The organism is Streptomyces sp. NPDC058295, from assembly GCF_042880655.1.
Classification (GTDB): Bacteria; Actinomycetota; Actinomycetes; order Streptomycetales; family Streptomycetaceae; genus Streptomyces; species Streptomyces coriariae.
Genome location: NZ_JBHVYO010000057.1, coordinates 14,667 through 41,371, shown reverse-complemented (window position 1 = coordinate 41,371; position 26,705 = coordinate 14,667). Strand labels below are relative to the sequence as shown.

General features: G+C 73.1%; 20 protein-coding genes and 1 pseudogene. 13 read left to right on the top strand and 8 right to left on the bottom strand.

Going from position 1 to position 26,705, the window contains the following annotated elements; genetic code table 11:
- The first annotated feature begins 24 nt into the window (after nucleotides 1-24).
- The 5 genes and pseudogenes from ACFVYS_RS37885 (at nucleotide 25) to ACFVYS_RS37865 (ending at nucleotide 5,207) form a co-directional block, all read left to right on the top strand.
- Nucleotides 25-1,446, top strand: a complete 1,422-nt coding sequence (locus tag ACFVYS_RS37885) for a HEAT repeat domain-containing protein (protein ID WP_389509603.1) — start codon at nucleotides 25-27, stop codon at nucleotides 1,444-1,446.
- Between the two features lie 217 nt (nucleotides 1,447-1,663).
- Nucleotides 1,664-2,791 (top strand): glycosyltransferase family 4 protein, encoded by a 1,128-nt coding sequence (locus ACFVYS_RS37880; RefSeq protein WP_389509601.1) that lies wholly within the window; start codon nucleotides 1,664-1,666, stop codon nucleotides 2,789-2,791.
- A 32-nt stretch (nucleotides 2,792-2,823) separates the two neighbouring features.
- Nucleotides 2,824-4,056, top strand: a complete 1,233-nt coding sequence (locus tag ACFVYS_RS37875; protein WP_389509621.1) for a glycosyltransferase — start codon at nucleotides 2,824-2,826, stop codon at nucleotides 4,054-4,056.
- Nucleotides 4,053-4,160 (top strand): annotated as a pseudogene (locus ACFVYS_RS37870) (SGNH/GDSL hydrolase family protein); the annotation flags it as partial. The gene ACFVYS_RS37875 and the pseudogene ACFVYS_RS37870, both read left to right, overlap by 4 nt.
- A gap of 297 nt (nucleotides 4,161-4,457) precedes the next feature.
- Nucleotides 4,458-5,207, top strand: a complete 750-nt coding sequence (locus tag ACFVYS_RS37865) for an SGNH/GDSL hydrolase family protein (RefSeq protein WP_389509619.1) — start codon at nucleotides 4,458-4,460, stop codon at nucleotides 5,205-5,207.
- Between the two features lie 37 nt (nucleotides 5,208-5,244).
- On the opposite strand, the gene ACFVYS_RS37860 is transcribed toward ACFVYS_RS37865, so the two are convergent.
- The 5 genes from ACFVYS_RS37860 to ACFVYS_RS37840 are packed head-to-tail and all read right to left on the bottom strand — an operon-like array spanning nucleotide 5,245 to nucleotide 9,743.
- Complete coding sequence (locus ACFVYS_RS37860) at nucleotides 5,245-6,114, bottom strand: biotin-dependent carboxyltransferase family protein (protein WP_389509599.1); 870 nt, start codon at nucleotides 6,112-6,114, stop codon at nucleotides 5,245-5,247.
- Nucleotides 6,111-6,764, bottom strand: a complete 654-nt coding sequence (locus ACFVYS_RS37855) for an allophanate hydrolase subunit 1 (protein ID WP_389509617.1) — start codon at nucleotides 6,762-6,764, stop codon at nucleotides 6,111-6,113. Before ACFVYS_RS37855 ends, ACFVYS_RS37860 begins: the two co-directional genes overlap by 4 nt.
- A 2-nt stretch (nucleotides 6,765-6,766) precedes the next feature.
- Nucleotides 6,767-7,534: a LamB/YcsF family protein gene (locus tag ACFVYS_RS37850; protein ID WP_389509597.1), complete on the bottom strand. Its 768-nt coding sequence runs from the start codon at nucleotides 7,532-7,534 to the stop codon at nucleotides 6,767-6,769.
- Between the two features lie 20 nt (nucleotides 7,535-7,554).
- Nucleotides 7,555-8,397: a putative hydro-lyase gene (locus ACFVYS_RS37845; RefSeq protein ID WP_389509615.1), complete on the bottom strand. Its 843-nt coding sequence runs from the start codon at nucleotides 8,395-8,397 to the stop codon at nucleotides 7,555-7,557.
- 32 nt (nucleotides 8,398-8,429) lie between these two features.
- Nucleotides 8,430-9,743, bottom strand: a complete 1,314-nt coding sequence (locus tag ACFVYS_RS37840) for an MFS transporter (protein ID WP_389509595.1) — start codon at nucleotides 9,741-9,743, stop codon at nucleotides 8,430-8,432.
- A gap of 169 nt (nucleotides 9,744-9,912) precedes the next feature.
- Between ACFVYS_RS37840 and ACFVYS_RS37835 the strand changes: the two genes are divergently transcribed.
- The 4 genes from ACFVYS_RS37835 (at nucleotide 9,913) to ACFVYS_RS37820 (ending at nucleotide 17,975) form a co-directional block, all read left to right on the top strand.
- The gene (locus tag ACFVYS_RS37835; RefSeq protein ID WP_389509593.1) at nucleotides 9,913-10,614 is read left to right on the top strand and encodes a GntR family transcriptional regulator; all 702 of its coding nucleotides are present in this window, start codon (nucleotides 9,913-9,915) and stop codon (nucleotides 10,612-10,614) included.
- A 153-nt stretch (nucleotides 10,615-10,767) separates the two neighbouring features.
- Complete coding sequence (locus ACFVYS_RS37830; RefSeq protein WP_389509591.1) at nucleotides 10,768-12,297, top strand: hypothetical protein; 1,530 nt, start codon at nucleotides 10,768-10,770, stop codon at nucleotides 12,295-12,297.
- Between the two features lie 52 nt (nucleotides 12,298-12,349).
- The gene (locus ACFVYS_RS37825; RefSeq protein ID WP_389509590.1) at nucleotides 12,350-13,228 is read left to right on the top strand and encodes a hypothetical protein; all 879 of its coding nucleotides are present in this window, start codon (nucleotides 12,350-12,352) and stop codon (nucleotides 13,226-13,228) included.
- A 115-nt stretch (nucleotides 13,229-13,343) separates the two neighbouring features.
- Nucleotides 13,344-17,975 carry a hypothetical protein gene (locus ACFVYS_RS37820; RefSeq protein ID WP_389509588.1) on the top strand — a complete coding sequence of 1,544 codons (4,632 nt, stop codon included), beginning with the start codon at nucleotides 13,344-13,346 and terminating at the stop codon, nucleotides 17,973-17,975.
- Here ACFVYS_RS37820 and ACFVYS_RS37815 read toward each other — a convergent pair whose 3' ends face one another.
- Nucleotides 17,976-19,502 (bottom strand): APC family permease, encoded by a 1,527-nt coding sequence (locus tag ACFVYS_RS37815; RefSeq protein ID WP_389509586.1) that lies wholly within the window; start codon nucleotides 19,500-19,502, stop codon nucleotides 17,976-17,978. It lies immediately after the preceding gene.
- Between the two features lie 176 nt (nucleotides 19,503-19,678).
- Nucleotides 19,679-20,329, bottom strand: a complete 651-nt coding sequence (locus ACFVYS_RS37810) for a hypothetical protein (RefSeq protein ID WP_389509584.1) — start codon at nucleotides 20,327-20,329, stop codon at nucleotides 19,679-19,681.
- Nucleotides 20,330-20,749: 420 nt separating this feature from the next.
- Between ACFVYS_RS37810 and ACFVYS_RS37805 the strand changes: the two genes are divergently transcribed.
- From ACFVYS_RS37805 to ACFVYS_RS37790, 4 genes are read left to right on the top strand one after another with little or no spacing between them, the layout of a single operon-like run.
- Nucleotides 20,750-23,614 carry a nitrate- and nitrite sensing domain-containing protein gene (locus tag ACFVYS_RS37805; protein WP_389509583.1) on the top strand — a complete coding sequence of 955 codons (2,865 nt, stop codon included), beginning with the start codon at nucleotides 20,750-20,752 and terminating at the stop codon, nucleotides 23,612-23,614.
- Nucleotides 23,611-24,045 (top strand): roadblock/LC7 domain-containing protein, encoded by a 435-nt coding sequence (locus ACFVYS_RS37800; RefSeq protein WP_389509581.1) that lies wholly within the window; start codon nucleotides 23,611-23,613, stop codon nucleotides 24,043-24,045. The genes ACFVYS_RS37805 and ACFVYS_RS37800 overlap by 4 nt, the downstream gene beginning before the upstream one ends.
- Before the next feature lie 9 nt (nucleotides 24,046-24,054).
- Nucleotides 24,055-24,450: a DUF742 domain-containing protein gene (locus tag ACFVYS_RS37795; RefSeq protein WP_057606822.1), complete on the top strand. Its 396-nt coding sequence runs from the start codon at nucleotides 24,055-24,057 to the stop codon at nucleotides 24,448-24,450.
- A 35-nt stretch (nucleotides 24,451-24,485) separates the two neighbouring features.
- The gene (locus ACFVYS_RS37790) at nucleotides 24,486-25,091 is read left to right on the top strand and encodes an ATP/GTP-binding protein (RefSeq protein ID WP_389509579.1); all 606 of its coding nucleotides are present in this window, start codon (nucleotides 24,486-24,488) and stop codon (nucleotides 25,089-25,091) included.
- 79 nt (nucleotides 25,092-25,170) lie between these two features.
- Here the strand turns inward: ACFVYS_RS37790 and glpK are convergent, their stop codons facing one another.
- Nucleotides 25,171-26,691, bottom strand: coding sequence for a glycerol kinase GlpK (gene glpK / locus ACFVYS_RS37785; protein WP_389509577.1), 1,521 nt, complete (start codon nucleotides 26,689-26,691; stop codon nucleotides 25,171-25,173).
- Between the last annotated feature and the right edge of the window lie 14 nt (nucleotides 26,692-26,705).

Here is a 26,705-nt window from a genome sequence, read left to right as displayed (position 1 = left end):
ACGCTTGATGTGAGGCTGTTTCCCATGTTCGATCCGGTCATAGCGCCCAGCGGTACGCTGCTCGGCCTGCTCCAGAGGGGGCGCGGCGACGGCACGTTGCACGCGCTCACCGCTCCGCGAGCCGAGGCGCTCGCGGCGCTGAACCACTGTGTGCTGCGGGACCCCCGCCACGACTGGCAGGTGGAGAACCGCTCCCTCTACTACGCCCGTCTCTACCTCGATCTGCACGGCGAGCTGGACGAGATCGAGGCCCACCTCTTCGACGTCGAGGACTCCTTCGACACCGAGGAGTCCCGCACCGGCCTGGCCCTGGCCGTCCTCGGCCACCTCGCCTCCTACGGCAGGCGGGAGGCCCTGGCCCTGCTGCGCCGGTACGCGGTCTCGGGAGCCAACTGGGCCTGGGCCCTGGACGAACTCGCCCTGCGGGACGACGACGCCGGTCTGCGGGCCCTGGCGGCACCCGTGCTCGCACGGTTCGCCACCGATACCGAGGGCGAGGCCGAACTCGCCGCCGCCGTACGGGACGCCTTCGAACCACGGCCCTGGCGCCTGTGGGCCGAGGATCCCCGCGAGTACGTCTCCACGCGCGTGCGTGCCGCTCAGGAGGCCGGCTGTTTCGACCGCTGGCAACGTCAGCTGAGTCCGAGCGGACCCCGCCCCGGCTGGAGCGTCCAGGCCGTCTTCGAATGGGCCCAGCAGGGCGTCGAACGCGGAGCCGCGCTCCATGTCCCCGCCGCCCGCTGTCTGTCCGCCGTGGCCGGGCCCGAGGACCGCGCCGAGATCGTGCAGGCGGCCAAGGACGGCTCCGAGGGAGCCCGCTGCACCGCCCTGCGCTACCTCGCCGACTTCAACGACCCCGACGCCCTCCTCCTCGTCGAACAGGCCGTGGCCACCGGCTCGACGCCCGTCGTCGAGGCCGCCGTCGACGCCTTCGAACGGATGCGCAGCGTCGCCGCCGTGGACCGGGCCCGCGGCTGGGCCCACCGGCCCGACCCCCTGGGCGCCGCGGCCGGCCGCATGCTCGCCTGCCGGGGCGGCACCCAGGACAGCGACCTCGTCCTCGGCGCGCTGCGCGAGGCCGTACGCGGCGAGGGCTGCGACGCGCCGAGCCTGTGGACCCTGGTCGACGGCGCCGGACGGCTCGGCATCGTCTGCGCGGCACCCGTGTTGCGCCATATCTACCGCGAGACGGCCTCGTCCCATCTGCGCGGGCGCTGCGCCCGCGCACTCGCCGCCACCGATCCCTCCTACGCCACCGGCTTCGCCGTCGAGTGCCTCTGGGACTGTGAGGAGGGCACCCGCGAGATCGCCGCCCGGCACGCCGAGACCGGTGACGCCCGGGTCGTGGAGCGCCTGCGCCGGCTCGCCGCCGATCCGGCCGAGGAGGCGGAGGTCCAGACGGCCGTGCGGAGCCGGATCGGACCGGACGCCGCGTCCGCGATGTGAAGGTCGGGACAGGCCGCCGCCCGAGGGGAGCCTGGCGGCGGCCGGCCCGGCAGATGAACACCTGATGGCCCGCCGGGCGGACCGGCATGGACGCCGTCCGACCTGCGCGGTACTCGGCGGGCACGTACCGGGTGCGCAGCGCAACGCTCACGGGACGTTTGTCGTTCGGAAAGATCCACTTTGACGCGTCCACGTCCGGGGCGGCGACAACACGGGTATGCGTGTCGTCATCGTGACCGAATCCTTTCCCCCCGACGTGAACGGCGTGGCCCATTGCGCCTTCCAGACCGCCCGACACCTCGTCGATCGCGGTCACACCCCCGTCGTCGTCGCCCCGGCCACCGCCGCCGGGACCGGGCCGGACGCCGAAGCGCCCTGCCCCGTCGTCCGAATCCCCTCCCTTCCGCTCCCCGGCTACCCCCAGGTCCGCGTCGCTCTCCCCAGCCGACGCGTCGCCGCCGCCATCGCCGAGCACCGGGCCGACCTGGTCCACCTGGCCAGCCCCTTCATCCTCGGCGTACGGGGCATGTCGGCCGCCGCCCGGCTCGGTATCCCCGCCGTCGCCGTCTACCAGACCGACCTCGGCGGCTACGCCCGCACCTACATGGGCGCCGGCGAGGCAGCCGCCTGGCGCCGGATACGGTCCGTCCACGCCGCCGCCGACCTCACCCTCGCCCCCTCCAGCGCGGCCCTGCACGACCTGGACACGCACGGTGTGCCCCGGGTGAAGCTGTGGCCGCGGGGCGTGGACACCCTGCGCTTCCGCCCCGACCGCCGCGACGAGACACTGCGCCGCGCGTTCGCCCCGAACGGCGAGCTGATCGTCGGCTACGTCGGACGGCTCGCTCCCGAGAAGCACGTCGAGCTGCTGTCCGGCGTCTGCGGGCTGCCGGGCGTCCGGGTCGTGGTGGTGGGCGACGGACCGAGCAGGCCCGGACTGGAGGAGACCCTGCCGGGCGCGGTGTTCCTGGGCAACCGCACCGGCGACGAACTCGCCCGGATCTTCGCCTCGCTGGACGTGTTCGTGCACACCGGCCCCTTCGAGACCTTCTGCCAGACCGTGCAGGAGGCCATGGCCAGCGGTGTGCCGGTGATCGCGCCCGCCGCGGGCGGCCCCCTGGACCTGGTCGTCCACGGGCGCACCGGCCTGCTCGTCCCGCCCCGGGACGCCGGCGTCGTGCAGGACACGGTGGCGGTCCTGGCGGCCGACCCCGCGCGACGGGCCGCCTACGGCGCCGCCGGGCGGGCCACGGTCGAGGGACGCACCTGGGCCGCCGTCGGCGACCGGCTCATCGGCCACTACGAGGACGTGCTCGCCACGCGTCGACCGGCGGTGGCGGCATGAGCGGCCCCAAGGGCATGAGCGGCACCGACGGCATGAGCGGCACCGACGGCGGAAACGGCTCCGCCCGCCCCACCTCCACGAGTGCCGGGCCGCTGCGGATCGTGCGGCTCGCCAACTTCGTGGCCCCCGCCTCGGGCGGCCTGCGCACGGCCCTGCGGGAACTCGGCAAGGGCTACCGCGCGGCCGGGCACGACCCCGTCCTGATCGTGCCCGGAGAGCGGGAGAGCGACCGTCGGACCGAGCAGGGGCGGGTCATCACCCTGCTGGGGCCGCTGCTGCCCGGCACCGGCGGCTACCGCGTCCTCACCGACAAACGGCGGGTCGCCCGCCTGCTGGAGGAACTCGCCCCCGACCGCCTGGAGGTCTCCGACCGCACGACGCTGCGCTGGACCGGCAGCTGGGCGCGCCGGGCCCGCGTTCCCGCCGTGATGGTCTCCCACGAGACCACCGACGGCGTCCTGCGCACCTGGGGGGTACCGGAAGGCGCGGCACGGCGCGCCGCCGACGCGCTCAACCTCCGTACGGCGCACACGTACGCGCGCGTGGTGTGCACCACCGAGTTCGCCGAGCGGGAGTTCGTGCGGATCGGGGCACGGAACGTCGTCCGCGCCCCGCTGGGCGTCGACCTCGTCGAACGGCATCCGGCCCTGTACGACGCCGGGCTGCGGGGCCGGCACGCGCGCGAGGACCAGACCCTGCTGGTGATGTGCACCCGGCTGTCCGTGGAGAAGCGGCCCGGTACGGCGTTGGACGCCCTGGAGGCGCTGCTGCGACGCGGGGCGCGGGTGGTGCTGGTCGTCGCGGGCGACGGGCCGCTGCGTCCGCGGCTGGAGCAGCGGGCCCGCGAGCGCGGGCTGCCCGTGACGTTCCTGGGGCATGTCTCCGACCGGGGCGCGCTCGGGGCCTTGCAGGCCTCGGCCGACGTGTGTCTGGCCCCGGGACCGGCGGAGACGTTCGGGCTCGCCGCCCTGGAGGCCATGGCGTGCGGGACCCCCGTCGTCGCGAGCGCCTCCTCGGCGCTCTCCGAGGTGATCGGCGCCGCGGGGGCCACGGCGGCCGACCGGGGCGAGGCGTTCGCGGACGCCGTGGAGAACCTCCTGGAGCGCCCCCTCAAGGCCCGCCGGGAGGCAGCACGCGCGCGTGCGGAGTGCTTCGGCTGGGATACGGCGGTCGACGCCTTCCTCGCGGCGCACGACGCGACGGTGTCGGTCCCGGCACCGGTGACCGCCCCTGTGCGTCCTTTCGTGCCCGGAGGCCTCGGATGAGACGCGTCCGCTTCGTCGCCCTCGGGGACTCGCTCACCGAGGGCGTGGGCGACCCCGTGGGCGAGGGATGGCGCGGCTGGGCCGCCCTGCTCGCCCAGGGCCTGGTCGGCGAGATCGAGGGCGCCGCGCGGGCGGCGGAGGGCGAGGGGCTTGCGGGGAGCCAGGCGCTTTCAGGGACCGAGGGGCTTGCGGGAACCGGCGGGCTCGCGGGGACCAAGGGGCTCGCGGGGACCGAGAGGATTGCGGGGACGGAGCTCGCCGGGGTCGAGGATCTTGCGGGGACCACGGAGGGCGCGGGGTTTCCGGGGACCGCGGGGCTCACGGGAGTCGAGGCGCTCGCGGGGACCACGAAGGTCGAAGGGCTTGCGGGGACCGAGGCCTCCGCGGGAACCGAGGGGCCCGTGGCGCCTGGAGAGCCCGTTGAGTTCATCAACCTCGCGGTCAGTGGCGCGCAGACGCGGGACGTGCTGGAACGGCAGCTCGCGGCAGGGCTGGATCTGCGGCCCGACGTCGTCTCCGTGGTCGTCGGCGTCAACGACACGCTGCGCTGCACCTTCGACATCCATGCCGTGGCCGCCCGGCTCGACACGGTCTACGGCGCCTTCGCCGAGCAGGGCGCGATCCTGCTCACCGCGTGCCTGCCCGACCCGGGCGGCACCCTCGGGCTGCCCGGGGCTCTCGCCCGGCCCCTGGCCCGGAGGCAGCGCGCGGTCAACGCCGTCGTCCACGCGCTCTCCGAGCGTTACGGCGCCGTCCACCTGCATGCGTCCGAGGGCGCCTGGCTGACGGACCGGGCCATGTGGAGCGCGGACCGGCTCCACCCCGGGGAGCGGGGTCACCGACAACTGGCCGTGCGCTTCCACGCGGTGCTGGCCGAGGCGGGCCTCGCGACCGGCTCCGCTCCCTCGCCCGAGCCCGAGTTCCCGGCGCCGACGACCTCGGCGAGCCTGTGGTGGCTGGCGACCGCGGGCACCGGCTGGGTGGCCCGGCGCTGCACCGACCTGCTCCCGCAACTGCTCACGCTGGCCGCCGACGAGCTGCGGCACCGCGCGAGGGGGACGAGCGCCCGCCTCGATCTGCGGGCCTCCGCGGCGGTGTCCGCGGCGCTCGCCGCACTCTCCGTGGCGGAACGGCAGCCGGACGCCGCCTGAAGCCCGGAGCGACCGGCCGTCGGCGTCACCTACGGCGTCACCTTCGGCGTACGGCCACGAAGCGGACCGGCGTTCCTGGCACGGCCTGGGCCGCCGCCGCGAGATCGCCCGCGCGGACGACCCCGATCACCGGGTAGCCCCCGGTGGTCGGGTGATCGGCCAGAAAGACCACCGGCCGGCCGGCGGGCGGAACCTGTACGGCGCCCAGGACCATGCCCTCGCTCGCCAGTTCACCGCTCCGCGCCCGATCCAGGGCGGGCCCCTCGGTGCGCAGCCCGATGCGATTGCTCGCGGAGGACACGAGGAACGTCCGCGAGGTGAAGGCGCGGAGCGCGTCCCGGGTGAACCAGTCGTCCCGGGGGCCGAGCGTCACCCGGAGGACGAGTTCGGCAGGGGGCGCCGGCTGCGGAGCGACGTCCACGCGCGCGTGCGGGACGAGTTCGCGCCCCAGCGGCAGGACGGTGCCGTCCGCGAGCGGCGCGGGGCCGAGACCCGAGAGCAGGTCCGTGGACCGGCTGCCGAGGACCGGCTCGACGATGATGCCGCCGGCCAGGGCCACGTAGGTGCGCACCCCGGTGACGGCCGGTCCGATGTCCAGGAGGGTCCCGGCGCGTACCCGTACGGGCGCGCCCCAGGCGACCGGCCGGCCGTCCGCCGTGACCCGGCAGGGCGCGCCGCCGACCGCGATGGTCATGTCGGAACGTGGCCTGAGGGCGCAGCCGTTGAGCGTCGTCTCCAGGACGGCCGCATCGGGCGGGTTGCCCACCAGCCGGTTGACGAGGGCCGCCGCCGGCGCGTCGAGAGCGCCGGAACGGGGCACGCCGAGGTGCGCGTGACCCGGGCGGCCCCGGTCCTGCACCGTGGTGAGCGCCCCGGCACGGACGACGGAGACCGCGCGATCGCTCATGAGGTGCCCACTGGTCCCACGGGTCCCACGCATCCCACCGGTCCCACCGGGACGAAGCGCACGCGCGTGCCCGGCGACAGCAGCGCGGCCGGTACGCGCGCGTGGTCCCAGAGCACCGCGTCCGTGCTGCCGATCAGCTGCCAGCCGCCCGGCGACGAACGTGGGTACACACCCGTGTACGGCCCGGCCAGCGCCACCGAACCGGCCGGCACGGCGGTGCGCGGGGTGGCCCGGCGCGGTACGTCGTAGCGCGGAGGCAGGCCGGTCAGATAGCCGAAGCCGGGCGCGAACCCGCAGAAGGCGACCCGGAACTCGGTGGCCGCGTGGATGCGGGCCACCTCCTCCTCGGGGACGCCCCAGTGGGCGGCGACCTCGGCCAGGTCCGGGCCGTCGTACCGGATCGGGATCTCCACGGCCGCCTGCTCACGCGGGGGAGCGGGCGGTACGTCGGCCGCGACCAGCTCGGAGGCCAGCCGGCCGGGGTCCGTCAGGCCGTCCAGGAGGACGGTGCGGGCCGCCGGGACGATCTCGCGGGCGCTGAGCAGTCCCGCCGCGCGGCGACGCAGCAGCTCCGCGTGCAGGGCCTCGGCCTCCGCGCCCGACGCCAGCTCGACGAGCAGGGCGTCGTCGCCGACGGGCAGGACACGCACGCTCATGCGAAGGCCTCCACCCGTACGCCCGACTCCTCCAGCCCACGCCGGACCCGGCGGGCCAGCTCCACCGCGCCGGGCGTGTCGCCGTGCAGGCACAGCGAACGCGCGTGCACCTCGATCGACGATCCCGCGTGGGAGGTGACCTGCCCGAGGCGGGCCAGGCGCACCGACCGTTCCACGACGGCGTCCGGGTCGGTGACCACGGCCCCGGCCCGTCCACGCGGCACGAGCGTGCCCTCCTCGGTGTAAGCACGGTCCGCGAAGGCCTCCGGGACGGCAGGGAGCCCCGCCCCCCGGGCCCGCTCCAGCAGGCGTGAGCCGGGCAGCCCGAGCACGGGCAGCGCGCCGCCGGCGAGGAGCACCCCCTCGACCACCGCGCCGGCCTGCTCCTCGTCGTGCACGACCCGGTTGTAGAGCGCGCCGTGCGGCTTCACGTACGCCACGCGCGCGCCCGCCGCCCGGGCGAACACCTCCAGGGCGCCGATCTGGTACGCCACCTCGGCGGCCAGTTCGGCGGGCGGCACGTCCATGGCGCGCCGCCCGAACCCGGCCAGGTCCCGGTAGGAGACCTGCGCACCGATCGTCACACCCCGCTCGGCCGCCAGGTCGCACACCCGGCGCATGGTGACCGCGTCCCCCGCGTGGAAGCCACAGGCCACGTTGGCGCTGCTGACGACGGACAGCAGTCGCTCGTCGTCGGTCAGCTCCCAGCGGCCGAAGCCCTCGCCGAGGTCGGCGTTCAGATCGATCGCGGTCGTTGCGGTCATGGTTCCTTCGTATCTCGTTCTCAGGCCACGCGGTACTGCTCGTCGCGGGCGTCGGTCAGGAACATCTGTCCCGGGGCGTGGGTGAGGGCGAACGGCGGGCGCGAGGCCATGACGGCGGCCTGCGGGGTCACGCCGCAGGCCCAGAACACCGGGATGTCGTCCGGCGCGGCCTCCACCGGGTCGCCGAAGTCGGGCCGGCCGAGGTCCTCGATGCCCAGTCCCGACGGATCGCCGCAGTGTACGGGGCCGCCGTGCACCGCCGGGAGCAGGCTGCTCTCCCGGATGGCCGCCGCGAGGTGCTGCGGCGGCACCGGGCGCATGGACACCACCATGGGGCCGTGCAGCCGCCCCGCGGGCCGGCACGGCCGGCTCGTCACGTACATCGCGACGTTGCGTCCCTGCTCGACATGGCGGATCGGGACGCCGGCCCCGGACAGCGCCCACTCGAAGGTGAAGCTGCACCCGATCAGGAACGACACCAGGTCGTCGCGCCAGTACGCGCGAACGTCCGTCGGCTCGTCGACCAGTTCCCCGTCCGCCCAGACCCGGTAGCGCGGCAGATCGGTGCGCAGGTCGGCGCCCTCGGCGAGGACGGTCGTCCAGGAGCCGGCGTCCGTGACGTCGAGGACGGGACAGGGCTTGGGATTGCGCTGACAGAACAGCAGCATGTCGTACGCCCAGTCCGCGGGCACCGAGATCAGGTTGACCTGGGTGTGGCCGCCCGCGACCCCGGCCGTGGGGCCCGACAGGCCCGCCCGGAAGCGGGCCCGGGCGGTGGCGGGGCTCCACGCGTGCGCGTGCTCGTCGAGGAGGGTGACGGGACGGTCGTCGACGAGGGGCGGACGGCGGTCCTGCGCGAGGATCGGACGGCTGTCCTGCGTGAGGATCGGACGGTTCACTCCAGCTCCTTCCCGCGGGTCTCCGGCAGCCCCAGCAGCGCCAGTGCGGCGATCGCGTAGCCGATCGCGCCGAACACCAGCGCGCCGCCCACGCCCCAGCTGTCGGCGAGGAAGCCGACCGTGGTGGGGAAGACGGCGCCCACGGCGCGGCCGGTGTTGTAGGTGAAGCCCTGTCCCGTGCCGCGCAGGGCCGTCGGGTACAGCTCGCTCAGATAGGAGCCGAAGCCGCTGAAGATCGCCGACATACAGAACCCGAGCGGGAAACCGAGCACGAGGAGCGCCGTGTCCGCGCCGCTCGGGATGTTCGCGTACGCCAGGATGCACACCGCGGACAGCAGGGCGAACAGCCAGATGTTGCGGCGCCGGCCCAGCCGGTCGGTGAGATAGCCGCCCGTGAGGTAGCCGAGGAAGGCTCCCGAGATCAGGAAGGTCAGATAGCCGCCGGTGCCGACCACCGACAGGCCGCGCTCCGATTTCAGATACGTCGGCACCCAGGTCGCCAGGGTGTAGTAGCCGCCCTGCACACCGGTGGAGAGCAGACCCGCGAAGAGCGTGGTCCGCAGCAGCGGCCCCTTGAAGATCGCCGGGAACGACCCCCTTTCCGCGCTCTGTTCACGGGCGGCGGTGGCCTCCGGAGCGTCCTGCACCCGGCGCCGCATCCACACCACGAGCAGCGCGGGCAGGGCGCCCGTCCAGAACATCACCCGCCAGGCGACGTCGTCGCCGAAGAACGAGAAGACCAGCGTGTACGCCACCACCGCGAGGCCCCAGCCGACGGCCCACGAGCTCTGGATCGCGCCGAGGGTGCGGCCCCGGTGCTTCGCGCTCGCGTACTCGGCGACCAGGATCGCGCCGACCGCCCACTCGCCGCCGAAACCGAGGCCCTGGAGGGACCGGAAGACCAGCAGCGCCTCGTAGCTGGGCGCGAAGCCGCAGGCGACGGTGAAGACCGCGTACGTGATCACCGTGATCATCAGGGCCCTGACCCGGCCGATCCGGTCGGCCAGCACCCCCGCGACGGCGCCGCCGATCGCCGAGGCGACCAGGGTGACGGTGGTGAACAGGCCGGTCTGGCCGCTGTCCAGGCCGAAGTAGGCCGCCAGCGCGACCATGCTCAGCGGCAGCGTGAAGTAGTCGTAGGAGTCGAGGGCGTAGCCGCCGAACGCGCCGGCGAAGGCGCGGCGGCCGCGCGGGCCGAGGGCCCGCAGCCAGGCCAGAGCGCCGTCGTCGGGAGCGGGGCCGGGGGCGGGAGCGGCGTCGGCGGGACGGGTGTCGGTGGCCGGGGTCCGGGGTGGAGGGGGCGTGCTCATGGGGCACCTCACTGAGGGAGGACGGAGGGTGCGGGGAGTGAGCTGTGCCGTGCGGAGGCGGTCGCCGCGGCGGGGACGGGCGGTGCCATGAAAGGAAGGTAGGGGATCGTTGAACGATCCTTCAATACCCATGTTGTTTCGTTCTCGTGTCTGCGGTTGAATTCCGGGCATGGCAGAGCAGCTGGCGGGACTGGCCGACGACCGCGCCCTCCTGGGCCGCACGAGCACGGCCGAACGGGTTTCGGACATCCTCAGAAGCCGCATCGCCGAGGGCTACTTCCCGCCCGGAACACGCCTGTCGGAGGACAGCATCGGCGGGGCGCTCGGCGTCTCCCGCAACACGCTGCGCGAGGCGTTCCGGCTGCTCACCCATGAGCGCCTGCTCGTCCACGAGCTGAACCGGGGTGTGTTCGTCCGGGTCCTGACCGTCGAGGACGTCGAGGACATCTACCGCACGCGCGCGCTCGTCGAGTGCGCCGTCGTACGCGGGCTGGGGGAGTCGCCCTACACCCTGGACGGCCTTCGGGCGAGCGTCACCGAGGGACAGGTCGCGGCCGTCGGGAGTGACTGGAAAGGACTGGGTACCGCCAACTTCCACTTCCACCGCGAACTGGTGGCCCTGGCCGGAAGCGTGCGCACCGACGAGCTGATGCGCAGCGTCTTCGCCGAGCTCCGCCTCGCCTTCCACCTCGTCGACGAGCCGCGCCGGCTGCACGAGCCGTACCTGCAGCGCAACCGCCAGATCCTCCAGGCCCTGGAGGCGCAGGACGCGGCGGAGGCCGAGCGGCTGCTCACCGTCTACCTGGCCGACTCGCTGGAACGCGTGCTCGAGGCCTACCGGCGAAGGGTCGAGGGCGACAGTGCCCCATAGGGGTGCGGGAACCCAGCGCGACCGGCCCCCGCCGGCCCTCACCGCCCCCCACCGGCCCGCAGCCGGAGAACGACCTGCAGTCGTCCGCCGTCCCGCCGGAGGCGATAGGCGTCGTTTGGGTCGATGTCAGACCGAGGACCTAGTCTGTGCACCGTGACTTCGCCTGCGTCGACGGACCGTGTTCCGCCCCAGCTCAGCGCGGCGCCGCGCCCCGCTCCGGGCCCGGCGGCCGACGAGGGGCTGGCGCGGCGGCTGCGCGCGCTCGCCTGCACCGCGCCGATCCACGACCTCGACGCCCGCAAGGCCAACCTCGCCGGTGAGTACTCGGTCTACGGCATGGCGGAGATCGCCCTCGCCGCCATCGACCTCGTCACGCTCAACATGGACTTCGACACCGGCGCCGACCACGACCAGATAGTGGCCCGCCTCATGCCGCGCATCGCCGCGCAGGCCCCGCGGCGGCCCGTCGCCGAGCACGAGCGGGTGGCCCGCTGGGTGCTGGAGAACCTGATCAACGTCGGCAGCGTCGACCGCGGCTTCCGCGCCGCGTACGGCACGTTCGCGCCGGACGGCACGTATGTGCGCCGCGACTACGACTTCAAGCTGATCGAGGAGGTCCCCGGCTACGGCGGCGCGGTCTACCTGCGCACGACCGACGAGGCGGTCAACGTCCTGGTCGGCGCCCTCGACACCGACGTCACCAGCGCGCAGATCGCCGCCGAGGTCAAGCTCGAGGTGCTCGTCCGGCGCGGCCGACTCGCCGACGCCCAGCTGGCCGCCGAACAGGCCCGCTACCGCACCGTGCAGTACTCGGAGACGCTGCGCCGCGCCCTGGAGGCGACCCGGCGCAACGTGCGCGCGGTGGACTGGCTCAACGCCGTCCCCGACATGATCGCCGAGGCCCTCGACCACGTCGCCGACCGCTACCGTCACGAGAACGCGATCCTCACCAACATCCGCAAGGCACGCGACGAGATCGAGGACGCGGAGAACAAGCGGCGGGCCGCCGAGCTCGTCGACATCGTGAAGGACTGCATCCGCCGGCACACCCAGTTGCAGTCCCGGCTGCTGGAGGCCGGCCCGCTGTTCCGTGCCGAGCAGGACCGACAGGCCTTCGCCACGCCCATGACCTCGTCGGGGATCGACCTCTACGGGCACCTCGTCACCCCCGTGCTGCCGCTGCCGCTGGAGCAGGCGGTCCGGGTCACCGACGCGTTCTTCGCCCACGGGACCGGATTGCGCACGCCGGTGTCGGTGCGCGTGGGCGACCTCGTCGACCTGCTGCTGACGCCGCCGGTGGAGCGGGAGCACCTGGGCGCGGAGATGCCGGAGCCGGACCTCATCGCGACGCCGGACGACAGCCGGTTCAGCGAGGAACAGCTGGCGATGGCCAAGGAACTGCTCGATCTGCCGGCGGACGCGCCACGACGGTTGTCGGGACTGCTCGAGGAGGCGCGGGCCAAGGACGGCGAGGAACTGGCCTACCTGGTGGCGCTGCTGGCCGTGCACGCCGCCAGCCCGGCCGTGGGCACCGCCTACCGCCAGGGCGAGGAGAAACTGCTGTTCGCCGTGGACGACGGCAGGGAACTGGACGACCCGGGGTTCGGCGGAGCCGATCTCATCGTCGGCACCGCCCTGCTGGACGCCGCGGGGATGGCGGCGGACCGCACGGAGGCGGCATGAGCCGGGTCGGGAACCGAGTGGACGAGCACGAGAGCATCAAGGAGCCGAAGCTGTGAGCGAGCAGGTCGAGTGGAGCGACACGGAGGCCCCCGCCCCGGCGGCGAACGCCGCTGTCACCCCCGCCGACGCCGCCGACGCGGCGCGGCTCGTCTCCTTCGGGCTGATGCCCAAGTTGCAGCCCGCGCGCGACCAGGAGTACGCCGAGCTGCTGCGGCGGTACCGGGAGGACCCGGCGTTCGCGCGGCTCGCCGACGCCGTGGCCACCGGACTCGGGCTGATCGTGCTGGAGGTCTCCCCGCGCGCGGGGATGGCGGTGACCGCCGCCGAGGACTCGGTGTTCGCCGTGCGGATGGGGGACTACGCGCGTCGTACGTCCGCCGACGGCGGCGACCGGTTCCTGCACGGGCTCGCGCACCTCTGCGTCGCCGCGATGGCGTTCCCCCGGCCCGAGGACCTGGCCGACGACGGCTACATCGGCCGGGTCAGCGTCAACGGAGTGGACGCCTTCGTCCGCCAGGCCTGCCGCCGGCTGGAGGAGCGGGCGGACGAGCAGGGCGAGAACACCGACCCCGCCACCGACGCGCCCGGCCTGGAGGCCGCCTGGCGGATCTGGGCCAGACGCAGCTCCACCGGCGCCACCAAGGACGCCCGCAGACTCGCCGGTTCGACGACCGGCATCGTCGGCAAGGCCGTCGCGTTCCTCACCGACTCCGGCTTCCTCCAGCGGACCGGTGACGACAGCGGCGGTACCTACCGGACGACCGCCCGCTATCAGCTCCAGGTCCGTGACATGGCGGGCGGTGCCGCCATGGCCGAGCTGCTGGAGCTGGGCGTCGTCCCGGTCACCGACGGCTCTCCGACGCTGCTGCCCGCCGAGGAGAGCGACGACCTGGACCTGGTGGCCGGCGCCGGACTGCCGTTCCACTCCTGAAGCCACCGAGCTACCGAGTAACCGCGCTACCGAGCTTTCGGGCTCATGGGCCTCCGGGTCCCTGAGCCTCCGAAGCGACTCCCCCCGATCTGCCGAAGACTTACGAGAGTCCGCCATGTACGAGCTGTCCCGGATCCGCCTCTACTCCATCGGGCCTGCCGGTGCGCGCTACGCCGACACCGTGCTTGACCTGCGGGGCGTGGGCGACATCGTGCCCGACCCCGCCCCCACCCAGGCGGAGTTCTTCGAGGAGGAGCCGGTCGGCCCGCCGCGCCGGCCGGCGCCCGCCGGGGTGCTCTTCCTGGAGAACGGCGGCGGCAAGTCCGTCCTGCTCAAGCTGATCTTCTCGGTGATGCTGCCGGGCCACCGCAACACGCTCGGCGGCGCAAGCTCCGGCGTGCTCCGGAAGTTCCTGCTCGCCGACGACTGCGGACACGTGGCGCTGGAGTGGCAGCACGTGCTCACCGGCGAGTGTGTCGTCGTCGGCAAGGCGAGCGAGTGGCGTGGGCGGCAGGTGTCCAACGATCCACGGAAGTTCGCGGAGGCCTGGTACTCCTTCCGGCCCGGGCCCGGCCTGAGCCTGGACAACCTGCCCGTCGCCGAGTCCACCGCCGTACGCCCGCCCGTCGAGGGCGCCTCCGGCGCGCAGGGGCGGCGGCGCACCATGAAGGGGTTCCGGGACGCCATCACCGAGGCGGGGAAGGCGTATCCGCACCTGGAGGTGCACTGGGAGGAGATCCACGACCGGTGGATCGAGCACCTCGGCGAGCTGGGCCTGGACCCCGAACTCTTCCGCTACCAGCGGGAGATGAACGCCGACGAGGGTGAGGCCGCCGGCCTCTTCGCGGTCAAGAAGGACTCCGACTTCACCGACCTGCTGCTGCGCGCGGTGACCGACACACGCGACACCGACGGGCTCGCCGACCTGGTCAGCGGCTTCGGCAACAAGCTGGGCCACCGCGCAGAGCTGATGGCCGAACGGGACTTCACGGCCGGTTCGGTGGACCTGCTCGGGCGGATCGTCGAGGCCGCCGAGGCGCGGGCACGCGCGCGTGACATCCACGCCGGCGCCGAGCGCCGCACCCGCGCGCTGGCCCGGCGGTTGTCCTCGCGCGGCCTGCGGGAGAAGGCGCGGGCCGGTGATCTCGCCCAGCGGGTCACGGCCGCTGCCTACGCCGTCACGCACTCCGAGAGCGCGCGGGAGCGCAGCGCGCTGATCGCCGCCGAACTCGCCTACCGTCATGCCTCGCTGGCGCTCGCCGGCGCCGAGAAGTCCGCCGCCGCGCAGAAGCGCGAACTCGCCGACGCCCGCACCCTGCACTCCGCCTGGCAGGCCGCCGAGGCCGTGCTGCGCCACCGCGCCGCCGCCGACCGGGTCGCGCGCGTCTCCGCCGCGATCCAGGAGGCCGAACGCGACGCCGCCCCCGCGCTCGCCGCCCGCGCCAGGGCCGCCGTCGACCTCGTACGGGCCCTGCACGCGGCCGCAGAGAACGCCGAGGCCCTCGCCAACGAGGAGGAGGAGCGCTCGGCGGCACTTCAGGAGATCGGCGAGTCCGCACACCGGGACTCGACGTCCGCCGCCACCGACGCCCAGCGCGCCCGCAGCGAGGTCGGCCACCTGCGCCAGCGCCTCTCCGAGGTCGAGCAGGAGACCGCCGAGGCCGTACGCGCGGGCTGGCTCGACGACAGCGCGCCCGACGCCGACCCCGCCCGCGCGGCCCTCGCCGCCAGCGACGCCGAGAAGACCGCCGTCGCCGCCTGGGACACCGCGCGTGACGCCTCACGCAGGGCCTCCGAGCACGCGCGCGAGGCCGCCTCCGCGGAGTCCCGCGCCGAACTCACCGCGGCCCGGGCCGCCGACGCGGCGTCGGCCGCGCACCGCTCCCACGGGGCCGAGCTGCGGCTCGCCGAGTCCCTGGCCGGTGAGGAACGGCTCGCGGAGCTGCTCGGACTGACCGGCGGCGGCGCCCGTCCGCGGATCCCGCAGCCACGGCAGAACGGCGAGCCGGACGACGGCTCCCTGCTGTCCCCCGAGGACCTGGACCGCTGCGCCGACGAACTGCGCGATCTCCTCGACGACGCCGTCTCCTCCGCCGAACGGCAGCTCTTCGAGCTGCGGACGGCGGCCGCGGACGACTCCCGCATCCTCGGCGCGCTCGGTGACGGGGGACTGCTGCCGCCCGGCCCGGACGTGCTGGCCACGGTCGAGTTCCTCGGTGAGCACGGCATCCCCGCCCTGCCCGGCTGGCGCTACCTCGCGCAGGCCGTCGATCCCGCCGACCACGCGCGCGTGCTCGCCGCGCGGCCCGAGCTGGTCGACGGCGTGATCATCACCGACCCCGCGTCGCACGCCCGCGCGCGTGAGGCGCTCGGTGAAGCCGCGCTGCTGCCCCGTTCGGCCGTGGCCGTCGGTACGGCCGCCGCCCTGCTGGCACCGACCCCGGCGGCCGACGCGCAGAGCGCAGACGTCTTCCTCGTCCCGCCGAACCCGGCCATGCACGACGAGCACGCCGCCGACGAGGAACGGCAGGCGCTGCGCGCGCGGGCGACCGAGCGGGACGAGGACATCCGCCGGCTCGCGGCGCGGCTCGGCAAGGACCGGGAGCTGGCCGCCCGGCTGACCTCCTGGCGTACCGGCTGTCCCGCCGGGCGGCTCACCGAACTGGCCCGGTCCGCCGAGGAGGCACGCGCGTTCGCCGAGGAGTCCGAGGCCGAGCTGTCCGAGGCACGGACCGCGCGCGCGGAGGCCGACGAGATCGCCGCCGAGGCGGCCCAGGTGCGCGACGAGCGCCAGGAGGCCGCGCAGAAGGCCCGAAGGGCCGCCGACGCCCTGGCCGGTCTCGCCTTCCGGCTGCGCGAACGCGCCGGCTGGCAGGTCAAGGTACGTGAACTCGCCGACGAGGCCGCCGAGTCGGAAGCCCGCGCCCAGACCTGTCTGGAGCGCGCCCGCGCCGCCGACGAGGACCGGCGCGGCGCACAGCGCGCCGCCGACGACGCCCGCCGCACCGCGCGTGCGCTGCGCGCCGAACGCGCCGAGATCGCCGGCGCCCCCGACGACGTACCGGAAGGCGGGACGGACGCGGCCAAGGCGTCCCTGCCCGCCCTCCGCGAGGCCTACCGGGCGGCGTCCCAGCTGTACGAGAAGGTCGGCGTCGGCGCGGACCTGCGGGCCGAGCAGGCCCGCGCGGAGAGCGACGAGAGCGGGGCCCGCACCGAGCTGGACCGGCTCAGCAACAAGGTCCGCACGCGCGCGGAGCAGTTGCTCCAGTCGCCCGACGGCTCCGACGGGCCGTCCCGGCAGGCCGCCGCCGCGCGTGCGGAGGAGCTGGTGCAGCTCCTGGAGACCCGTGTGTCCACCGCCAGCGAGCAGCTCGGGCGGCTGCGCGGCGAGACCGAGCGGCACGCCCCCGAGGACGGCGAGACGCACACCGAGCTGCCCGAGGAGCTCCAGCCGCGCGACGCCGAGCACGCCCAGACGCTGCTGCGCACCGCGACGACCGAACTCGCCTCCCGCACCGAGGCGTTGAGCCGTTCCCGGGAAGCCCACGCCGAACTTCTGGCCGGCCACCGCGCCGCCGAGGACGCGGCCGGCGGCTTCGACGAGATCGCCGCCATGCTCCGGGACCTGCTGCGCGAACACACCCCCGAGGAGGAGCAGGAGGAGGCGGAACCTTACCCCGGCACCCCGGAGGAGGCCCGGCAGTCGGCCGCCGAGGCCCGCCGCTCGCTGCGCGGCTGCGCCGCCGACCTGTCCGCCGCCGAGTCCGCCGTCCGCGAGGCCAGTGACATCCTCGTCCGGCACGCCAACTCCACGCGCTACGAGCAGGTCCGCACCCCGGCCCGCCAGCAGATCCGGGAGCTGCCCGCCTCCGCGCTGCCCGAGCACGCGCAGAAGTGGGCGAACGCCTTCGCGCCCCGACTCCGTGTCCTGACCGACGAGCTGGAGCAGCTGGAGCGCAACAGGGACTCCATCGTGGACCGGCTGCGCGGGCTCGTCGAGTCCGCGCTCGCCACCCTGCGCTCGGCCCAGCGGCTCTCCCGGCTGCCCGAGGGGCTCGGCGAGTGGTCCGGCCAGGAGTTCCTGCGTATCCGCTTCGAGGAGCCCGACCAGAGCACCCTCACCGAGCGGCTCGGCGAGGTCATCGACGAGGCGACCCGGGCCGCCGTGAAGAAGAACTCCGACCTGCGGCGCGACGGCATGTCACTGCTGCTGCGCGGGGTCGGCGCGGCTCTCCAGCCCAAGGGCGTCGCCGTCGAGATCCTCAAGCCGGACGCCGTACTGCGGGCCGAGCGGGTCCCCGTCGGTCAGATGGGCGACGTGTTCTCCGGTGGGCAGCTGCTCACCGCGGCCATCGCCCTGTACTGCACGATGGCGGCGCTCAGGAGCAACGACCGGGGCCGGGACAAACACCGGTACGCCGGCACGCTGTTCCTCGACAACCCCATCGGGCGCGCCAACGCGACCTATCTGCTGGAGCTCCAGCGCGCCGTCTCGGACGCCCTCGGCGTGCAGCTCCTCTACACCACAGGGCTGTTCGACACGACGGCGCTCGCGGAGTTCCCGCTGGTCATCCGGCTGCGCAACGACGCCGACCTGCGGGCGGGCCTGAAGTACATCAGCGTCGAGGAACACCTCCGGCCGGGTCTGCCGCAGCAGGCCCCGGCCGGAGAAGGCGAAGCGGCGCAGGTGCGCAGCGAGATCACGGCGACCCGGATGTACAAACGGCCCGCGCCGAACGCCGGTTGATCAGCTCTCCGTCAGGCGGTGGTCCTCGAGGACACCGGTCCGGTGCCGCTGCACGAACCAGTAGTAGGCGAAGCCACCGCCCGCGATCACGGCGACGAACAGGACGGCGCCCCACTGGAGGTACCAGTGGAAGGGCGCCGCCGCGTTGTAGACCGCGGCACGCGGCCAGATCAGGTTGATCGTCATCCCCGCGCCCCACACCACCGCGACGATGTTGACGAGCAGCCCCCAGCGGCCGAGCGAGAACTTCCCGTCGCTCGCCGGCTGCCACCTGCCGCGCAGCCGCGCCACCAGCATCGGGCCGGTCACGCCCAGGTAGGCGAGGTAGATCATGATGATGCCGATGCTGGTGACGACCGTGAAGATCTGCGGCTGGCGGATGTTGACCACGAGGATCGCCAGCGCCAGCACACCGATGATCACGGTCGGCAGCACCGGGGTCTGGAAGCGCGGGTGGCACTTGGCCAGCCGCGCCGACCCGGGCAGGTTGTTGTCGCGGGCCATCGCGAACGCCAGCCGGATCGCCGCCGTGTGCACGGCCAGGGCGCACACCGTGACGGCGATCAGCACACACCACAGCATCGCCTTGCCGGCCGTCGGACCGAGCACGTCGAGCACGATGTACTGAAGCCCGTCCGTGGACAGCTTCTCGCCCTTCAGGCTGGAGACGCTCATCAGCGCGAGCAGCAGGATCAGTCCGCCGAGGACGAAGGAGGCGACGATCGCCCGGATGATCGCCCGGGGCGCGTTGCGGGACGGGTCGATGGACTCCTCGCCGAGCGACGCCGCCGTGTCGAAGCCGTACATCACATACGCCGAGGCCAGCGAGGCCACCAGGAACGCGCCGAGATACCCGGTCCCGTAACCCGCTCCCGTGCCGTTGGTCTCCATGACCACCTGCGGGCCGCGGGTGATGTGGACGGCGAACAGGACGATCAGTACGACGGTGGCGATCAGCTCGATGAATACGCCGGCCGTGTTGATCGTCGCCATCAGCTTGACGCCGAACGCGTTGACCAGCGTGGTGAACAGGATCAACACGGTGGCCAGGACGACCGCGTTGGTCGCCACGTCGTACTTGCCGGTGCCGTCACCCACGAACTGGAAGGTCGAGGAGATCTGCGGCAGCGTCAACTGGTAGGCCAGCGCCACGGCCGCGATCGACACGATCGAGGCGGTCAACATCATCCAGCCGGCCAGCCAGCCCAGATGCGGATTGCCGATCTTCTTCGACCAGTTGTAGACGGACCCCGCGACCGGATAGCGGGCAGCGAGCTCAGCGAAGCACAGGGCGACCGCGAACTGGCCGACGAACACCATCGGCCAGGACCACCAGTAGGCGGGGCCACCGCTGCCGTAGCCGAAGTAGAAGAGCTGGAAAGTGCCGGTCAGGATCGAGATGTAGCTGATGCCCGCGGCGAAGGTGTGGAAGTTGCCCAAGGTTCGCTTGAGCTCGGGTCGGTAGCCGAACTCGGCGAGCTCGGCGTCGTCCTGCTGAGGGCCTGGTGGATGCTCGGCTGTCGTCATGGGCGAACTCCTGCTGCTCGTAGGAGTCCAGCACACCACCAGGGCGATCAGCTCGCGAGATCATCGTCGGCCGAGTCCGTTCACATGCTCGAAGAGCTGTGCTCACCGTGTGAACGGACACGGCCCGACCGGGGGAGACCTGTCATGGCTCCCCCGGTCGGGCCGTGTCGACCGCTTCAGGAGTGGGACAGCTGCCCGGTGCCGCCCTGCGTGCGCATCCGCTCCTGCGCGCGCTCGGTGGCCTGTGCCTGCCGACGCAGCCGGCGCCGCTCACGTCGCAGTGAACGCGCGGTGCTGCTCGGCGTCGACACCACGCCGTTGCGCTGGTTCCACACCTGCCGGGTCACCCAGACGTCCAGCGCGCCCCAGGTGGCCAGCACCGTGCTGACCACGCTGCTGATCACCATCGGGAACGCCAGCCAGGATCCGGCCAGGGTGCACAGGAAAGCGACCATCGCCTGTATCAGCGTCACGGCGATGATCAGCACCGCGCGCACCGCCGCCGTACGCACCGGGTCGGGCATCCGACGCCGCCGCGCGGGCTCGTCCACCCACAACGGGCGGTAGACCGCCCGCGCTTGTGCCGTGGTGGCCGGACCGCGGGTGTCGCCCCCGCCGGTCCGCCGGACCTTCCGCGCCGTATCCCCGGCGTCCGCGGGGGTTCCATGGCCTGTCGGCCCGCGCCGGTCCGTGGCGCCCTCGCTCCGCTCCGCTGTCACCTGTCCGTTCGCCGGAATGTCGCGATCCGGTGCCTCGCGATCCCGCAACGCCGTACCGACCGCCGCCGCGCTCTCCTCGGGCGCCTCACGCCGCTCCGCCGTGCCCATCACTGTGTCACTCCCCACCGCCAGCAGACCGCTCGCCTCCGAGTCGAAGACCCGGCTCCCCAGTGGCTGCCCGGCTTGCGCTGTTTTACGCCGCCCAGGTGCGGCAAACGGCTCGTGTGGCCGATTCCGCCCCCAATTCCCGATGAGTAGGACGAACGACGTGCCCTGAAGATTCCCGAGTTACGAAAAATTCTGGCCAACTCGTGTGCACGGCCGACCGGATCCGGCCGGGTCCACAGGAGCGGATTCGGGGCGACAATCTCCCGTAATGACCTGACAACACACCATGTCTCGCCCTCGGGGCGGACGTTCACCTTCCGGACAGCTCTTCGAGTTCACTGTGCGTCGGTAGTAGGCTCGCGCCGTTTGTTGACGCACATGCGTACCCCCTGCCGGAGGGGGTTCGAGCTGGGGGAGGCCATGCGCTTTCGCGGGAAGTCGATCCGCCGGAAGATCGTGGCGCTGCTTCTCGTGCCGCTGGTGTCCCTGACCGCCGTCTGGGGCTTCGCCACGGTACTCACGGGACGCGAGGCGAGCCGCCTGTTCACGGTGTCGTCCGTCGTCGAGAAGGTCGGCTACCCGATCGAGGACACCGTCCGCGTCGTTCAGCAGGAACGCCGACAGGCCCTCGTCTACCTCGCCGACCCCCGTGCCTCCGACGCGCTGTCCGCGCTGCGCCGCACCCGGACCGCCACCGACAAGGCACTCGCCGAGATCCGCGGGAACGCCCAGGACCCCGACGTGCGTGACGTCCTGGACCAGGACGACGGGGAAGGCCTGACCGCGGTGCTCGACGCCTTCGACGGCGTCGACTCGCTGCGCCGGAGCGTCGAGGAAGGCACCGTCACCCGAGCGCAGGCCCTCGCCCTCTACACCCAGCTGATCGACCCCTGTTACGCCCTGCTGGCCAAGCTGGACGTCGTCGACAGCGTGGAGATGGACAAGCAGTACCGAGCGCTCGTCAGCGTCGCCCGGGCCCGTGAACTGCTCTCCCGGGAGGACGCCCTGCTCGGCTCCGCCCTGGTCGTGGGCCGGCTCAGCCACGAGGAGATCCGCGACGTCTCCGACCTCGAGGCCCAGCGGGAGGTGGTCTACGAAATCGGCCTCGCCCAGCTGCCCACCGCGGAGCGCGAGCGCTATGAGAGCTTCTGGAAGAACGCCACCACGGCCCCGCTGCGCACCGCCGAACAGGCCGTCGTCGGCACCACGCCCGGCGGCATGCCCCGGGGCGTCAGCGCCAAGAACTGGGACACCGCGGCCGGAAACGTCCTCCTCGAACTCGGCACCCTGGACGAGCAGGCCAACGACCGCTACCAGGACCGGGTCCGCCCGGTCGCCATCGAGGTCATCGTCAAGGCGGTCGTCGCCGGTGTCTTCGGACTGGTCGCGCTGCTGGTCTCCCTGTTCCTGTCCGTACGTATCGGCCGTGGCCTCATACGCGACCTGCGCCAGCTCCGGCTGGAGGCCCACGAGGCCTCCGGCGTGCGGCTGCCCAGTGTGATGCGCCGCCTGTCCGCGGGCGAACAGGTCGACGTGGAGACCGAGGTACCGCGGCTGGAGTACGACAAGAACGAGATGGGTGAGGTCGGCCAGGCCCTCAACACCCTCCAGCGCGCCGCGGTCGAGGCCGCCGTCAAACAGGCCGAACTGCGGTCCGGGGTCTCCGAGGTCTTCGTCAACCTCGCCCGCCGCAGCCAGGTCCTGCTGCACAAGCAGCTGACCCTGCTCGACACCATGGAGCGCCGCACCGAGGACACCGAGGAACTCGCCGACCTCTTCCGCCTCGACCACCTCACCACCCGTATGCGCCGGCACGCCGAGGGCCTGGTGATCCTCTCGGGCGCCGCCCCTTCCCGGCAGTGGCGCAGGCCCGTGCAGCTCATGGACATCGTGCGCGCCGCGGTCGCCGAGGTCGAGGACTACGAACGCATCGAGGTCCGCCGGCTGCCGCGCCTCGCCGTCACCGGCCCGGCCGTCGCCGACCTCACCCACCTGGTGGCCGAACTCCTGGAGAACGCCACGGTGTTCTCCCCGCCGCACACCGCGGTCCAGGTGTTCGGCGACCGGGTCGCCAACGGCTTCACCCTCGAGATCCACGACCGCGGCCTCGGCATGGCACCCGAGGCCCTCCTGGAGGCCAACCTCCGGCTCGCCGAGACACCGGAATTCGAGCTGTCCGACACCGACCGCCTCGGGCTGTTCGTGGTCAGCCGGCTCGCCCAGCGGCAGAACGTCCGCGTCTCCCTGCAGCCGTCGCCGTACGGGGGGACGACGGCCGTCGTCTTCATCCCCGATGCCCTGCTGACCGACGACGTCCCCGACACCAACGGCATCGGCTTCCGGCTCGACCGGCCCCGGCCCCCGAAGGAGACCGACTCCGCGGAGCCCCGCAGGACCGCCCTCTCCCCGGCCTCGATGCAGCTTCCCGGAGTGCCGGCCTCGGTGCTCGACGGTCCGGTCGAACTGGAGGCCCCGGTCGGCCTGGACGCGCTCGGTGACTTCCCCGCCACCCTGGACGAGGACGACGACGGCGGTGGTCTGTTCCGCCCGCGCCGCTCCCTCACCCGCGCCGAGGACGAGCCGGCGGCGAACACCGTCGACCAGCACCACAGGCTGCCCGACGGCCCCGGCGAACCCCAGGGGCCCCTCGCCGACGATCCGGTCGGCCGCCGCATGCCCAAGCTGGTCAGCTCGCACGGCCGCCCGGTCCCGGAACAGCGGCCCCGGCGGGCCGGGACGGACCCGGAGCCCCCGGCCAGGCCCGGCCCCCGCCGGGTGGACAACGACGGCCCGGCACCGCTGCCCTCGCGCCGCCGCGGCATGACGGCACAGATCCCCCGCAGCGGTGGCACCGCCGAGCGCCCCGCGCTGCAGGAGCGCACCGGCCGCGGCGCACAGGAGCCGACCCGGCCTCCCGCCCTTCCCCAGCGCACGCGGCAGGCCTCGGCCCGGCCCGGCGTCCCCGGCGGCACGCCCGACCGCGCGGACACCACGTCCGCCCGGTCCGGCGACACCGCGTCGGACGGGACGGACGGCAGCGGGTCCGGCGCGGCTGCGCTGCCCCGACGCGTACGACAGGCGAACCTGGCCCCGCAACTGCGGCAGGGTCCGGCCCCGCGCACCGAGGACCGAGCCGACCCCGCGGACCGGGACGCCGACGAGGTACGCAGCCGGATGGCCTCGCTCCAGCGCGGCTGGCAGCGAGGCCGCGTAGAGAACGCCGCGGGCGACGATGCCCACAGCGGCGCGGCACCACAACGAACCACAAAGGGGGACGGTCGATGACCGCACCGAAGCCGACCGGCCACAGCACCACCCACAACGGCGAGCTGAACTGGCTCCTCGACGAACTCGTCGACCGCGTCGCCAGCATCCGCAAGGCCGTCGTCCTGTCCGGCGACGGTCTGCCGACGGGGGTGTCCAAGGACCTGTCCCGGGAAGACGGCGAGCATCTGGCCGCCGTGGCCTCCGGGTTCCACAGCCTCGCCAAGGGCGTCGGCCGTCACTTCGAGGCCGGCAGCGTCCGCCAGACCGTCGTCGAACTCGACGACGCCTTCCTGTTCGTCACGGCCGCGGGCGACGGCAGCTGCCTCGCCGTCCTCTCGGACGCCGACTCGGACGTGGGGCTCGTGGCGTACGAGATGACACTCCTCGTCAAGCGGGTCGGCGTACATCTGGCCACCACCCCACGCACCGATCTGCCCTCGGGCGGGTAGTGGGACGGCATGAGCACAGACGGTCAGGGAAGCAGTCACTGGTTCGACGACGAGGCCGGACCGGTCGTCCGTCCGTACGCCATGACGCGCGGCCGTACCTCCAGTGCGGTCCAGCACCGTCTCGACCTGATCGCGCTGGTCGTCGCCGAGCCGCACGCCGAGGAAGCGGACACGGACCCGTCGCTGTCCCCGGAGCACGTGGACATCGTGGACCTGTGCCGCGAAGCACCGCAGTCGGTCGCCGAACTCGCAGCCGAACTCAATCTGCCCATCGGGGTGGTACGGGTCCTCGTCGGCGATCTCGTGGACGCGGAGTTCGTCCACGTGAACCGGCCGGTACCTCCTGCCGAACTGCCGGACGAGAGTATTCTGCGCGACGTGATCGACGGCCTCCGAGCGCTGTGAACCCCCAGTCAAGCATCCAGCAGGAGAAATGATCGATGATCTTCGGGCGTTCTGAGCGCGGCAAGCCCCCGGTCGAACCCGTCACGCTCAAGATCCTGGTGGCCGGCGGCTTCGGCGTGGGCAAGACCACCCTCGTCGGGGCCGTCAGCGAGATCAAGCCGCTGCGTACCGAGGAGTACCTCACCGAAGCGGGCCGCCCGGTCGACGACACGACCGGCGTGGAGGGCAAGCACACCACCACCGTCGCCATGGACTTCGGGCGCATCACGCTGCGCGAGGACCTGGTGCTCTACCTCTTCGGGACGCCGGGCCAGGAGCGGTTCTGGTTCATGTGGGACGAGCTCTCCGAGGGCGCGCTCGGTGCCGTCGTGCTCGCCGACACCCGCCGGCTCGAGGACTGCTTCGCCGCGGTCGACTACTTCGAACGGCGCTCCATACCCTTCCTCATCGCCGTCAACTGCTTCGAGGGCGCCGCCCGTTACCCGGAGGAGGACGTCCGCGGTGCTCTGGACCTCGATGACGGCATCCCCGTGGTGCTGTGCGACGCCCGCGACCGAAGATCGGTGAGGGACGTCCTGGTCGGTGTCGTGCAGCACGCGATGGACTTCGGGGCCGAACGCCGCCAGGCGATCACCACCTGAGACGCCCGCGCGCCGGCACGGCCCGTACCCCCGCCGACCGGGGTACGGGCCGTGGCTCACGGGGACGTACGCGCGCGTACTAGCCTTCGCCGTCCTCCAGCCAGCCGAAGCTCTTCTCCACGGCCTTGCGCCAGTTGCCGTACTCGCGGTCCCGTACCGACGCCTCCATCGCCGGAGTCCACTCGGCGTCCTTCTGCCAGTGCGCCTTGAGCTCGTCGAGGTCGTTCCACACACCGACGGCGAGCCCCGCGGCGTAGGCCGCGCCCAGGCAGGTCGTCTCGGAGACCCGGGGCCGGATCACGGGCACGCCCAGCACGTCCGCCTGATGCTGCATGAGCAGGTTGTTCTTGGTCATGCCCCCGTCCACCTTCAGGGTGGTGATCTGCACCCCGGAGTCCTGGAACATGGCGTCCACGACCTCGCGCGTCTGCCAGCTCGTCGCCTCGAGCACCGCACGCGCGAGATGCCCCTTCGTGACGTAGCGGGTGAGGCCGGTGACGACACCGCGCGCGTCGGAGCGCCAGTACGGCGCGAACAGCCCGGAGAAGGCGGGGACGATGTAGGCGCCGCCGTTGTCGTCGACGCTCGCCGCCAGGGTCTCGATCTCGTCCGCCGTACGGATGATGCCGAGCTGGTCTCGGAACCACTGCACGAGCGCACCCGTGATGGCGATCGAACCCTCCAGGCAGTAGACCGGCGCCTCGCTGCCGATCTTGTAGCCCATCGTCGTCAACAGCCCGCTCTTCGAAGGCACCGGCCGGTTGCCGGTGTTGAGCAGCAGGAAACTGCCCGTCCCGTACGTGTTCTTGGCCGTGCCCACCTCGTAACAGGCCTGGCCGAACACCGCCGCCTGCTGGTCGCCGAGCGCCGAGGCGACCGGCACGCCGCCGAGTTGGCCCACGGCCGTGCCGTACACCTCGGCGGAGGACCTGATCTCCGGCAGCACGGCCTCGGGCACGTCCATCGCGGACAGGATGGAGGCGTCCCACTGCAGGGTCTCCAGGTTCATCAGCATGGTGCGCCCGGCGTTGGTGACGTCGGTGACGTGCCGGCCGCCGTCGACGCCGCCGGTGAGGTTCCAGATCAGCCAGGAGTCGATCGTGCCGAAGGCGATCTCGCCGCACTCGGCGCGTGCCCTGAGGCCCGGCACGTTGTCGAGCAGCCAGGCCGCCTTGGGCCCCGAGAAGTAGCTGGCCAACGGCAGCCCGGTCTGCTCGCGGAAACGGTCCTGCCCGTCGGTTCCCCCCAGCCGGCCGCAGAGTCCCGCGGTGCGGGTGTCCTGCCACACGATCGCGTTGTGCACCGGCTTGCCGGTGGCGCGGTCCCACAGCACGGTCGTCTCGCGCTGGTTGGTGATCCCGAGGGCGCTGATCTGGTCGGCGCGCAACCCGGCCTTGGCGATCGCCCCGGCGACCACGGCCTGCACCTTGGACCAGATCTCGGTGGCGTCGTGCTCCACCCAGCCGGGCTTGGGGAAGATCTGACGGTGCTCGCGCTGGTCGACCGCGACGATCGCGCCGTTCCGGTCGAAGACGATGCAGCGGCTGGAGGTGGTGCCCTGGTCGATTGCGGCGACGTACTTCTCGGCGTTGTCCGTCATGGCTACCCCTTGGG